Genomic DNA, 13,561 nt, shown 5'->3' with positions numbered 1-13,561 from the left:
GGAACTGCCGTTACGTTCCAGCCCCGGGATAGAGGGCAGGAGCAAAACAGCTGGCGAAGATCAGTGCGAGCACCCAGTCGAGGTTCGACGGCAGACACAACCGGACCAGAAAGCCCGGCCGCCGCCGGACCGGCCGCGGATCACGACGGCGGGGAGGCCCGAGGCGGCGGTCCAGGTCCGGTCTGAAGTACTGCGACAGCGCCCACTTGAGCCCACTCACCGTCGCCATTCCCAGCGTGAACATGCCCACGGTCACGGCGACCGTCATCACTGCCTCGTGCCCGGGATTGCTGGCAGTGGGATCCGAGCGCAGCAGCGACGCGACGATGTACACCGCCAGCGGGACCATGCTCAGCCCGAACCACGCCTGGAAGCGGAAGAGGTTCGCCATCTCGGCGTCCCCGCCGGCGGGCGGCCAGTCCCGGGCATGGCCGCGCACCTCCGCCACCGTCCAGACAAACCGCTTGTCCCGATTGGCCAGACGCACCAGCAGCGGCGCGACCAGGACGACGAGCGGCCGTCCCAGGTCCCGCAACTGCCGGCGCGCCGGCCCACGCTCGTGCGTGAGATCGTCATCCATCAGCACAGCAACCAGCCACCCGGCACCTTGATATTCTGGCACCCGCCACCGGGCGCCGGGGCCGACGGGGCACTCGGTGCCGGCGGCGCGGCGGGTGGCCGACCGCTGCCGTTACCTCCGCCGCCGTTGCCACCGCCACGCGGCTGCTGACCGCCGAAGACGAAATCGTGCCGGGAAGACGAGCAGTCGCCAAGCTGGAAGCACGCCGTCGAACTCCAGCTCGCGTTCTCCACGGTGAAGACGTTGGCCGTGTACTCCCACTGCTTGCGGCGCCGCTCCGCCTCGTAGGCGAGACGTCGGGCGTGGGCCTCCGCCGCCCGGGCGTCCCGGTACGCGCCGTCGACGACGGAGTCGACTTCTTTCAGACGATCGACGTAACGGTTCACCGCATCCGGGTCCTGACTTGTCCGGATGCCGTTCACGATCGAGTCTTTCAGCGATCCGGACGCCCCGTCCACCGCCTTCGCCGTCGCCCGCGCCTCCTTCGCCGCGTCGGCCGCCTTCTTCGCGGCCTGCGCCGCCTTGCCGCCCTTGGCCATCGCCCCGACGCCGGGCACCATGCCGACGAGCCCGATCCCGCAGTCCAGCCGGTTCCCGTCTCGGCAGTTCTTGTAGGTGTCGATGGCACCGGTCGCCGCGGACACGGCGGCCAGTCCAAGGCCGAGACCGGGCACCGGCGCACAGACGATGGCAAGTACCCCGGTCACCGCCGAGATCGTGCCGGCATTGTCGACGACGTAGTTCTTCGCGGCGGTCACACTCGCGGTCACCGTCTTGGTGACACTCTTGACCCACTTGGGCCACTGGCCGTCCGGGTCGGAGAAGGTCAGTGGATTGTTCCAGCCGTAGCCGTAGCCGTTGAGCGATCGGACGTCCAACATGTCGATCAGCGGGTCGACCGAGGTGAACAGGCCGAGACCCGGGTCGTACATCCGCGCGCCCAGATGGATGAGGCCCGTGTTGTCCCGGGTTCCGCCGACGAAGCCCTTGTCGTTGGGCCAGGCCGGGTCACCGCCGCGGGATCCGCCGTATGGCGTCTGCCGCCGGATCGTCGCCGCCTGGGTGGCCGCGTCGACGGCCACCTGAGCGGTGCCCTGGTGGTCGGCGCCGAGCCAGGTGAGCCCCGCGGCGGTGCGCGACGCCACCACGTTGCCCGCGAAGCTGTAGTAACGGGTACAGGACGTGGTCCCGGTCGTGGCGTCGTACCGGATCTCCTGGCCGGGCAGGTAGAGCGTCCGGCCCGCCGGGTCTCGCCGGATCAGGCGGTTACCGTCGGCGTCGTAGACGTAGCTGGTCGCCCCGGTGTTGTCCGACGACGACTCCAGGTGCCCTTCGGCGTTCCACGTCATGGTCTGGGTGCCGGCGGAACCGGTCGGCCGGCTGGTCATGTTGCCGGCGGCATCGTAGGTGTAGCTGCCGGTCTGCGCGCCGGACGTGGAGGTGACGGCGTGCGGACGCGCCGTACCCGGAGCCGGATGGGTGTACGTGGTGCTGCTGTCCCCACCCGACGTGTGCACCGTCTGCAAGGTCCGGTTACCGGCCTTGTCGAACTTCCAGCTGTGCCAGTACTTTGCCGGACCGCCCAGACCATCGACAGATCGCACGGCACCGCAGTCGCCGGAAGCCGGAGTCCACGCCTCGACAAGCCGTTGCAGGTGGTCGTACTCGAAACACTGGGTGTCATCCGTCGGGTCAGGGGCCACGTCCGTGGCGCTCGTGATGTTGCCCGCCGGGTCGTAGGTGTACCGCTTGTCGGAGAGGGTGTACGGCGCCTGACTGTCCCGGTCGGTGCGGACCCCGGTGAGCCGGCCGGTCTCCAGTTCCCGGGCGAACTTCTGCCAGACTCGGCCGCCGCTACCGGTGTACAACTCGTACTGGTCGAGTTGGCGCAACGCGTTGTACTGGCTGTCCGCGACGTAGGACAGCGACTGGCCGCCATAGAGGGTGTCCAGCGTGAGCGGCGATCCGAAGGCGTCGTAGCCGTAGGTCAACGTCTCGAGCGGCAGGTCCGTCGTGCTGGGCAGGCTGCTCGACGCGAGTGAATCATCGGGGTGGTACCCGTACAGGAAGTTGTACGTGCCGGCGAGACCCGTCTCCGAGGTGGGAATCACCACCTGGGTTCCGGTGCGCTGGTAGGAATCGGTGTACCCGGTCGCCCTGACCTGGTAGCTGGCGGAGCCCACGAACCGCGTGCTCTGGGTGAGCTGACCCTTGGCCAGGGTGTCGTACACCCACTGTGCGCGCATCGTCCCGCCGACCTGGTTGTCGTAGACGGCACGCCTACGGTCCAGCGGGTCGTAGAGATACGCCAGCTTGCGCCCCTCGGCATCGGTAGAGGTGGTCAACCGCCCCGCGTCGTCATAGGTCGATACGGTGCGCCCCTTGTCCGGGTCGTTCACCTCGATCTGTCGGCCCCGGATGTCGTACGTGTACGTCCAGGTGTTCCCCATCGGGTCGGTCACCTTCGTCAGCTGGCCCTTACGATCACGCTCGTAAAGGGTCGCGTCCCAGCTGCCCGCGGTTCCCGGAGTCGGGGTGGCACCGTGGTACTGACGAAGCTCGATGGTCTGACCGCGGACGTCGACGCGGGCGGAGGTGGCGGTACCGCCCGCCGGCGGGGTCACATCCGTCCTGTCGCCCGCGTAGTACGTCTTCGTACGCCAGCGCTCCACGTCGTACGGCTGGAAGATCTCCGCCACCACGCGCCCGGCGCCGTCGTACACCGTCCGGTCCTGATCCGGCACCAGAGCTCGCTCCGTGGCGGTTACCAGGGTCGATCCGGGACTACCGGTGGTGTGGTAGGAGTCGAAGGTCCGCACCTTACGGCCGGCCGAGTCGTAGAAGGTGTCGGTCAGCAGCCGGCCCCCCGACGGCGAGCCCGCCTGGGTCTGCCGGACCCGCAGCAGACCGTCGAGCAACGACCAGGTGGTGTTGTAGGTACCGGCGGCGTTGAGCCGCGAGGTCGAGATGGCGGTCGCGGCGTCGGTACGCACGTGGTAACTGAACTTGACACTGGCCGTCTGCGTGCTCTTGCTCCGGCCGGGCAGCCACACCTCGGTGAGCCGGCCGAACGGGTCGTAGGCCAGGTCGGTCCGCTTGTTGTTGGGATCCACCACGGCGACGTTGCTGCCCCACCCGGGCTCGACCGTGTTGGTCGTGACGTGGTTGAGCGCGTTCGTGATGGTGATGGCGGTGACCGGGCCGTCGCTGGCGGGGGTGTAGGCGGTGCGGGTGGCCGCGTTCGCCGCATTTGTGCTCTTGGTGACGCGCCCGTGCACGTCGTACTCCACCTGTTCGGTGGTGACGAACAGCGGTGATCCGCCGTTGAAGTCCGACATGGTCTCGGTGCGGGTCTTCAGGCCGCGGGTGGGGACGGCCTCGAAGGCACTTCCGTCGTACGACGTGCGGGTCTCCCCGATGACGTCGTCCTCGCTGAGAGTTCCGGCGGTGTCCGCACACTTCACGGCGTAGGACTGCGTACGGTGCACCCGGTCCATCAACCAGACGGAGGTGGCGCGGGGGGTGTAGTCGGTCTTCGTGCACCGCTCGTCGCCGCTGACGCCGTCCTGCCCGAGGTCGTCGACGCTGACCGCCATGCCATACGAGTCGTAGGTGGTGGTGCTGCGGGTCATCCGCTCACCTCGACCCGCGTCGAGCGTCGTGTAGTTGCGGACCGTGGCGACGCGGTTGAACCGGGCCGTGACGGTGTCACCGTTGACGGTACGGGTTGCGGTGGGCGCCGACGCCCAGGGATCGTTCGTCTGCCGCGACACAACCGGCCCGCCCGGCCCGTTGAAGCTCTTGGTCTCCCGGGTCATGCCGCTGTACCAGTCTTCGTCGGCGATCCCGTCCACGTTGACCGTGCGGGTGCCGCCGGTGGGCGCGGCCTTGTCGCCGTGCATGCCGCGGAAGTACCGGGTCTCGGTGTAGGTCTGCTCCCCCGGGTCACCGACCGTGACGGCTACCCGACCGTACCCTCGGAAGTCCGACCAGGTCTTGTTCTCCTTCTCGATCAGCCCGTCGTCGTCGCTGTAATGCCAGGCCGCCCCGTCCAGGTAGTCGTAGTTGTAGACGACCCGTGGGCTACCCTGCGGCGGAACCCCACCCGTGTGGTCGGTTTCGTAGATGGTCTTGACGACGTACTTGTGGAACCAGTCGGTGACGGAGTTCTCGTAGCCCTCCGGCTTCCAGATCACCGGGTAGCAGCGGCGGGTGTTCGTGTGTGGGGTGGGCGTCTGCCCGGCCTGGCAGTCCTGCCCGGAGTAGGTGATGTTGACGGTGCCGCCGGATTCGTTGCGGATCCGCGCCACCCGCATCCAGTTCATGGCGGCGGCGAAGTCGATGGTGTCGACCCGGTTGGAGAGCTGCACCGGCGTGAACTCGATGTCCGGAACACTGGCGCTTCCGCCGACCAGGCCGGTGTGGGAGATTTTGTCCAGCCACAGGCCGGCTCGCGTGCCGTCACCGGGGTCCGGGAAGCTGTGGCCCAGCGTCCACCGTTCCACGTTGTCGTAGCCGCTACCGTCGCGGACCTGGGTGGTCACGCTCGCCAGGCGCTTGGTGCTCCAGAACGTCGGCGAGTAGTTGTCGCAGTCGGTCTGGCTGGACGTGCACTCCTGGTCCCAGGGTGTGTCCGGCCAGCGCACCTCGTTGTGGGTGGCGCAGTTGGACAGGCACCTGTCGGAGGTGGCGAAGTTGACCCGGAACGGTGCCGCGGTGTCGAGCACGGAGTCGGTCCCGCCGACGCGGCGGGTGCCGTAGGAGATGTGGTCGAGCCAGCCACCACGGTCGTAGGCGGCCTTGTCGGTCTTGTCGATGTTACGCAGGTATCGATTTACCTCCTTCGTGTACCAGTACGAGACGGAGTTGCCGTGCAGGTCGACGACGTAGTCGAGGTTCCAGCGCCAGGTCTGCGTGCAATCGGAATCCCCGAACGCGGTCGCGTGGCACGGCTCGCCCGGCTCGTTGCCGAAGACCGGCACGTTCCAGGCCGAGTTCGTGACGGGGTCGCCGGAGGCCCAGCCGGGCAGCCGGTTGACACCGAACCAGTACTGAGTCCCGTCGGTGGTGGTGACGACCCAGTACTCGCCGTTGTTGTCGCCGTTGCTCGCGCCGGTCTTGCGCTCGATGCGGGAGCCGTCGTCGCTGCGGAGGTGCCAGCGGCCCTCGGTCGAGTTGTAGATCAGCTCACCCGACGAGCCGTTGAGGGACAGGGTCGCGTTATCGGTCTCCCAGCACTGGTCGCCGGTCTCCTCGTCGTTGTTGGCGGAACCCTCCCGGTCCTCGGCGCACGGCTTGTAGCTGCGCTCGATGTAGCCGCCCGGCGAGAGTTCGAACCCTTCACCGGCCCAGGACGGCTGGTTGTTCGACGCCGCGTGCCGTCCGTCCACCGACTGGGACGAGTAGTTGAGCGTGACCGAGGGTGCCGGGCCGCCGAGCGCGGGCGGCACGCGCATCGGGTAGCCCCAGTTGAACGAGCCTGAGTTGCCACCTGCGGTCCACGTGGACGAGGGTGACAACGAGGTGGCCTTGTAGCTGCCGGTCGGGCCGGAGTCGCCAGCGGCGAGCGCCACCATCGCACCGTCCAGGGCCAGCGGAACCGTGGCAGACACCGTGCCGGACCGGAGGTCGTTCGCCGAGCGCAGCGGTCGGCCGGCGCATTCGGGCGCCGCCGGGGTGGCCAGCGCACAGTCGGGCAGGGCGACCAGCCGCAGCCGACTGGCCCAGTCTCCACCGTACGCGGTGGCGAACTCGCGGTAGTCGACGCTGACCTCGACCTCGCCTGCCTTCGGACCGACGGGATCGAGGCGCAGCAACACACCCCGGACACCTGCGCGGGCGGTCGCCGTGCGGTCGAACACCTTCAGCCGGACCTGGTTCGGCGCAGCGACCGACCGATCCCTGCCCGGTCGCGCGACCCGCACCGGTAGCTGGCCCGCCTTCGCCGACTTCCTCGACCCGTCAGCCGGAACGTCGAGCGTCGTCGAGGCCGGTGCGGGCCAGGCGGGCGTCCGCTTCGCGCTGGCTGCTTTCAGGTCCGCGTTGGCGGCGAACCGCACTGGCGTCACCGGTTTGACCGGCACGACAGGCACCGGTTGCACGCCCGGCTTCACTGCGGGGGCAGCCATGGCGGCCCGAGCGGGTACGTGTAGCAGGCTGGCGGTCAGGACCAGTGTCACGGCGGCGGCGAAGGTCCGCGCGCTGCGGCGGCTCCCACCGGACTCGATGCGACGACTCCCGCGGAAGCGGGAAGACGCAGGGGTGCTGGGCTGGTTCGGCGTCACCGGGGTACCTCCGGGGGAATCCGAGGGCGGCGGGAGGGATCGGGCCTGGGACAGGCCGGGTCAGGATGGGCACGGCGAAGCACTGCCTGGTGCGGGTGCCTCCCTACTGGAGAGGCACCCCGCACGTTCGGCGATCGGTCAGGGGGTGGGTGGGTCGAAGCGCAGGCCCAGTCCCGGCCGGAGGACGGGTTGCCGGTAGGTGTACTGGATCGCGGCGGTGCCGTCGGCGTTCTCGATGCCGATGGTGGCGCCGCCGCCGCGTTCGAGGAAGGTGCCGTCGTTGTCGGTGTAGGCGAAGCTGTAGCCGCCGGCTTCGTCGAGGATCGCCTGGAAGGTGACGCGGGTGCGGGGGTCCTCGTAGGAGTGGACGTTGCGCCACTCGATGACGAACTGCCGGTTGGGTGCGCTGCCGCGTACGGCGGTGCGGATGCTGGCGTTGGCGTCGACGACCCAGTCGTGCCAGAACGGGTACAGGGCGGCGTTGGGTTCCTCGGGGCTGGCCGGCGATGGGATGGGCCAGGCGTCGGGTGACGGTTCGCCGGGGTTGAGGAAGCTGACCAGTCCGTTGGTGTCCACCCAGCCGGTGTTGTACGTCTGCCCGTACAACGTCACCGGGAAGGGCAGCGCGACGGAGGTGTAGGCGTCGTCGCCGGTGAGTGACAGCACGGTGCTGTTGGCGGGGGTGTAGGTGACGGGCTGCTCGGTCAGCCGGTAGCCGCCACCGGCGACAGTGGCGCCCAGGCTGTAGTCGGCGGTGGCCTGGGTGTTGGTGCCGACCACGACCTGCCGAACGTCCGAGCCCCGGCACGCCCCGGAGGGCGTGGTGGCGATGACGGCCCAGCTGCCGGCGGGCACGGCGGTGATCTGGTAGGTGCCGTTGGCGGCGGTGGTCGTCGTCCGGTCCGCCACCGTGATCGTCGCCCCGGCCACCGCGGTGCCCTGACAGGTGACGGTGCCGGAGACGCTGCCCTGCCCGGGCGGGTTCGGGGTGAACGTGACGCCCTGGCCGCTGGCGAGCCACGGCTCGCGGAACAGGTACTGGAAACCGATGGAACCGTCGCCGTTCTCGATCCCGACGGTGCCCTCACCGCCGCGCTCGATCGACTTGTTCGGGTCGATGTCGGCGTAGGCGAGGGTGATCTCGCCGTTCTCCTTGAACACCACCTCGAAGGTCGCCCGGGTGCTGGTGTCGCCGTAGATGTGCACGTTGCGCCACTCCACGACCCACTGCCGGTTCGGCGCGGTGCCGCTGACCTTGGTGGCGATCCGGGCCTGCGAGTCGACCACCCAGTCGTCCCACAGCACGTACACCGCCGCGTTCGGGGAGCCCTCGGCCGCCGGCGACGGGATCGACCCCGGCCAGGAACCGATCCACCCGAAGTACGCCGGGTCCTTGAAACTGATCAGACCGTTGGCGCTGATCCACGCCGAGGTGTACGTCTCACCGTAGAGCTTCACCGGGAACGGCGGGTTCTTCTGCCACACCGTCTCGTCGCCCTGCCACGCTTCCACCGTGTCACCGGGCACGAACGTCCGCGCCCCGGCGGCGCACTTGTAGCCGAACTCGTCACCGTCGACCATCACCGACAGGTCCACCTCCGACACACCGCCGGGGTGATTGATGATCTCGCGGGCGTACTGGCCGGCGCACCGGCTGTCGCCGGTCGACGCGGCGACCTTGTACTCACCGACCGGCACGGCGGTGAACTGGTAGCTGCCGTCGGCCGCGGTGGTGGTGCTGCGGTTGCCCGGGTTCAACGTCACCGTCGCCCCGGCCACCGGGTTACCGGTCACCGCCGTGGTCAACACGCCCTCCACCGTCCCGGCCGACGCCGGGGTGTAGGTGATCGAGCTGTTCGCCGTCAGCACGGCCTCCTGGAAGGAGTACAGCGCCGCCACCGTCCCCGAGGCGTTCTCCAGACCCACGGTCGCACCCGCACCCTGCTGGGTCGGGGTGGACATCGCCCCGTAGTGGAACGCGATCCGCCCGTCCTCGTGGAAGATCACCTCGAAGGTGACCCGCTGCGCGTTGGTCGGCCGGAACCCGACGTTGCGCCACTCCACCACGAACGACCGGTTCGGCGCCGAACCCACCGTCTGCGTCCGCACGCTCGCCGACGCGTCCACCTCGAAGTCGTCCCAGAACGGCGCCACCACCGCATTCGGCGCCGCCAGCGTCGGCATCGTCGGATTCGCCCAGGTGTCCGGCTCACCCGAGGACGGACCGAAACTCACCAGACCGTTCGTGTGCACCCGACCAGAGGTGTACGACTCGCCGTGGAAACGCACCGGGAAGGGCAGCGCCACCATCGTCGCCGCATCGTCACCGGTCAACCCCAGCACCGTCGACGCCGACACGAACGCGGACGGTCCCGTGCTGCAGGCGTATCCCAGACCGCCGTAGTCCGGCGCGAGTCGCAGGTCACGGACCACATCGGCGAACAACTCCACCTGCTCACGGGCCACCGCGCCGCAGCGGCCCGCCATCCGCACCGACACCGAGTAGCTGTCCGCGACCAGGCCGGTGAAGCTGTACGCGCCACCCGCGCCGGTCGTGGTGCTCACCCCGCTCGGGTCGAGGGTGACCGTCGCACCCACCACCGCGGCACCGGCGGCGTTGGTGAGCGTGCCGGACAGACTGTGCAGCTCCAACTCGCCTTCCGACTCCGGCCGGGCGAACGTGATCGCCTTGCTGCTCGCCAGCACCGGCTCCGCCACGGAGTACCGCAACCGGTCCTGACCGTCCTCCGCCTCGATCCCCACGACCGCGTGCGCACCCCGCTCGGCGGCGTTGTCGAGCTGGTCGTAGTTGGTCGTCACGGTGCCGTCAGGGGCCAGGACCGTCGCGAAAGAGACCCGCTGGCCGGTGTTGCCCTTGCGGTGCACGTTGCGCCACTCCACCACGAACCGCTGCCCGGCTCCCGAGCCGGTGGTCGCGGTGCGCACGCTCGCCGAGGCGTCGACGACAAGATCGTCCCAGAACGGCGCCACCGCGGCTGCCGGGGCCACCGGAGCAGGCTGACCGGTGTACGGGTGTGAACCGCCCGGATCGGTGAAGGTCAGCAGACCGTTGGTGTCCACCCAGGCACTGCGGTACGCCCCGCCATAGAACGGGAACGCGAACGGCAACGGCACCGTAGCGACCGCGTCGTCACCGGTCAGTGCCAGTGTGGTGGACGCCGTCGTGAACGCGGTCGTCTGCTCGGAGCAGGTGTGCCCCAGGTCGTCGCTGAACGCCGACAGGAAGATGTCGAAGGTGATCCCCTGGCCGTCGATCTCCAAAGATCCACTGAACGCCTGACCACACCGACCACCGACCGTCGCGGTGATCGTGTACGAGCCCGGGGCGAATCCGGTCAGGGCGTAGCTACCATCCGCGGCGGAGGTGGTCTGGTGGCCACCGGGCTGCAACTGGACGACGACGCCGGCACGCGGCAGGAAGGTCGCGTCCCACACCGTGCCGGACAGGCTCGCGGCCGACGCGACCGTGAAGGCACCCTGGTTCATCTCGCTGACCCGGTTGCCGTCATCGACCGCGACCGCGTACACCGGCCGTTCCCCGACCGTAGAGCCGACATTGATCGTGACCGTGGCCGTGCCGCCCGGTGTGTTGGCGTTCACGGTGGTACCCAGTCCGGCCGCGTCGGGGCTGTACCGGAACTTGGTGACGTTGGTGTCTCCGCCGGCGTCGAACCTGACCGTCAGCTGACCCCCGGCGGTGACGTCGGCTCCGTTGGGGAAAGTGATCTTGGGCTGTAGTGGGACGGCGAGTTTCGCCAGGTTGGCCGCGGTCTCGGTGAAGTTGTAGAACCGCACGTCGTCGACGGTGCCGGTGAAGAAGCTGTCATAGCTTCCGTTCCACTTACGTCGGCCGACGGAGAAGTCGCTTGTCGCGTTGAACCCGCCGGACAACGTCACAGTCTCGGTCTGCGCCACTCCGTTGACATACAGGGTCATCTTCTTGGACGCCCCGTCGAACGTGGCGGCCAGATGCGTCCACTTACCCGCCGTGGGCGCGGCATTGGAGTGCACGCTCACCATCGGGGCGTTGTCGGTGTCAGCCGTGGCCATGGTGAACCGCCACCGTTGGCCACTGACGACGTAACCCAGATGGTATGCCGGCATGCGGGAACCGTTCGCACTCACCACGGCCTGCGCACCGGTTCCCGACAATGAATTGATCTTGACCCAGGCAGCGACGGTGAAATCTGCGTCGGTGCGGACGGGCGTCGAAACTCCCGTGTCGGGGTGCGGCGTGTTGATCGCACCGGTCCTGGTGGCCACGGCCGTGCCCGGCAGCGACAACGCAGTTCCCACCCCGGACCGGCCGGCGACCCGCGTCGCCGAGGCGCCGACGGTGAGGGTGTTGCCGTGCCCGGAGACGTCGGCGGCGGTGGTGCCGGTCTCCTCGAACGTCCACTCCGCTGCCGGACCGGACCCGGCCCGCACGCTGAAGGTGTACGTCACCGGGGTGGAGAAGCGCCCGGCGTGGTCCTTCGACCACACGTACAGCACGTTCACACCGTCATGCAACGGAGCCAGGGTGACCGACGCGCCGTAGTCCGTCGTCCGCGCCGCGACGGTTTTCGCCGCGGTCAGCACACCGGAGTCGAGGCTGTAGGCGTACTCCTTCACCTCGTAGGGGCGGGTGGTGGGCGCGGTGATGTTGAACGTGCCCGAGACACCCACGCCGCCCCGCGGCGTGCCGTCGTTCAGGTAATAGGTGGAGCCGACGTTGGCCGGTGGCGGTGGTGGCGTGGCATCCACGGTGAACTCGCACGTACCGGACCAGGCGCTGTGATGAGAGCCGTCCCAGGTCCGGGCCTGCCACACATAACTGGTGCCATCGGTCAGCCGGCCCGAGGGAATGGCTTTCGACACGGTCGACGGGTTACCCGCCGCCTGTGCGACCTTGTTCGACTCGCTCCGCGCGCCACCGACCGGCCACCAGTAGAAATCCGTGGTCAACGACTGCTGCGCGGAGTCCGGGTCGGAGTGCTTCGCGGCAAGCACCGGCGTCGTCGTCAGCACATACGGGCGCCCGGACCCGGTGGCGCAGTTCTTGCCGTCCGACTTGCGGTCCGACGGAGCGTTCGGGGTCGTGTTGTAGGTGATCGCCAGCTTCGGCGAGGAGTGGTTGAACCGCTTCCACTGGTTCTTGGTGCCCTCGTCGACCGCCCGCAGACCAACCGTCAGGTTCGACCACTTGCTCGACGCCGCCTTGGCCACCATCGACTTCACGTTGAACTCGATGGTGCCGGTGCCCAGGCAACCATGCGCCGCGCCGTACTTGCGGTTGCCGACCGTCTGGGCGGTGTAGCTGCTGTTCCAGGTCGGCTGGTTGTTCCACGTCGTGCTCGACGAGATCGACCCCGTCAGCCACAACTTCGCGTTGCTCTTCGGACTACACGTCCACGCGTGCCGCTGCTCGATACGGAACTGCGCGGCGAGGATGTGCTTGCCCGCCACCGCCGACGTGTTCATCCGGAACAGCGACCGGATGATGTGGTCCGAGCAACCCGAGCAGTCCTCCGTACGCCCGGCACCCGCCGAGCCGTACGTCGAACCGTTGTTCAACGCCGACGAGTTCTTCCAGAACGAACTCGACTTGTACTTGCTCCACACCGACGTCCACGAGTTGCTGACGATCCCACCCGTCCACGAGGGATCGATGTAGATCGGTAGCTTCGTACCCGGGTCAGCCAGCATCTTCTTGTCCGGCAGCAGAGTGATCGTGTCACCGTCGACGCGTACCGGCATGACCGCCCGCCGCGCCGTCTCCGCCGGTTCACCCGACGTCGACTTGGCCGAGCGTTCCTGGTCCAGTTGCCGCTCCTGCTCGACCGAAGCCGGCTTGCGCTGACGGTCGCTGCCGGGTGCCCGCTTCTCCTCCGGGGCGATCACACCGGCGTCGCCGCCCGAGTCGTCCGAGGAATCCCACATCAGCGGGGCCGGAGCCGCGAAGACGGCGGCACCCTTGGCATCCCGGGCGACCAGGCCGCCCGAGCTGTTCGGGCTCACCGTGACGCCCTTGGTCGTCAACCCGAACCGCAACGTCGCAAGCTTGGGATGCGCTGCCGCCTCACGCGACTTCACCACCAGTACCTCGGAGAAACCCAACGGCTGCGCGGTGACCCGCAGATCCACATCCGGCAGGACATCCCGGTAGACCGCCGTCGCACCCTCCAACACCGGCTTCGGCAGTCGGCCCGGCCAGCTCATCGCCAGTTCCCGCGAGCCGTCCTTCAGCCGGGCCAGCGGAGCGTCACCACCGGCCGAGAAAACCATCGGCAGCACCGTCGCCCGCGGTTCGACGCCCTGGCCGGACACCTTCAGCGTGGCGTCCACCGGCGCCCAGGACTTCCCCTTACGCACCCGCGTCGGCTCGATGGTCTGCTCCAACGTGCGGGAGTCGTCGGCGTTGAGGAAGGTCTGCGACCACTCCGTCCGCTCGGCGAGGATCTCCACCCGCCGGCCGCACACCTCCACCATCCGCCGCGCCGAAGCCGCATCCGGCTGCTCATCCACGCATACCGGCGTCGGTGGCGCCGCCTCGGCCCTTGCTGGCACCGCCAGGCCGGAAGCCACGAACGTCGCGACGACGGCCGCCGCCCACCAGCGACGCGACAAAGCCGTACGAGCACCAGCCATCAGACACCCCCGTGCAGACCAGCAGTGCACCGGACTGTAGAGATGC

At 68.7% G+C, this 13,561-nt stretch carries 3 protein-coding genes; all 3 read right to left on the bottom strand.

Annotation, left to right across the window (positions count from 1 at the left end):
• Nucleotides 1–10: 10 nt before the first annotated feature.
• The 3 genes from O7597_RS17220 to O7597_RS17210 all read right to left on the bottom strand — a co-directional run bounded on the left by O7597_RS17220 (nt 11) and on the right by O7597_RS17210 (nt 13,392).
• Nucleotides 11–580 carry a hypothetical protein gene (locus O7597_RS17220; RefSeq protein WP_281580141.1) on the bottom strand — a complete coding sequence of 190 codons (570 nt, stop codon included), beginning with the start codon at nt 578–580 and terminating at the stop codon, nt 11–13.
• Nucleotides 580–6,648 carry an RHS repeat-associated core domain-containing protein gene (locus O7597_RS17215; protein ID WP_348650756.1) on the bottom strand — a complete coding sequence of 2,023 codons (6,069 nt, stop codon included), beginning with the start codon at nt 6,646–6,648 and terminating at the stop codon, nt 580–582. The genes O7597_RS17220 and O7597_RS17215 overlap by 1 nt, the downstream gene beginning before the upstream one ends.
• Before the next feature lie 354 nt (nt 6,649–7,002).
• Nucleotides 7,003–13,392: a carboxypeptidase regulatory-like domain-containing protein gene (locus tag O7597_RS17210; RefSeq protein WP_281580140.1), complete on the bottom strand. Its 6,390-nt coding sequence runs from the start codon at nt 13,390–13,392 to the stop codon at nt 7,003–7,005.
• Between the last annotated feature and the right edge of the window lie 169 nt (nt 13,393–13,561).

This window comes from Verrucosispora sp. WMMC514 (genome assembly GCF_027497295.1).
Lineage (GTDB): Bacteria > Actinomycetota > Actinomycetes > Mycobacteriales > Micromonosporaceae > Micromonospora > Micromonospora palythoicola.
This window is presented reverse-complemented; position numbering and strand designations above follow the sequence as displayed.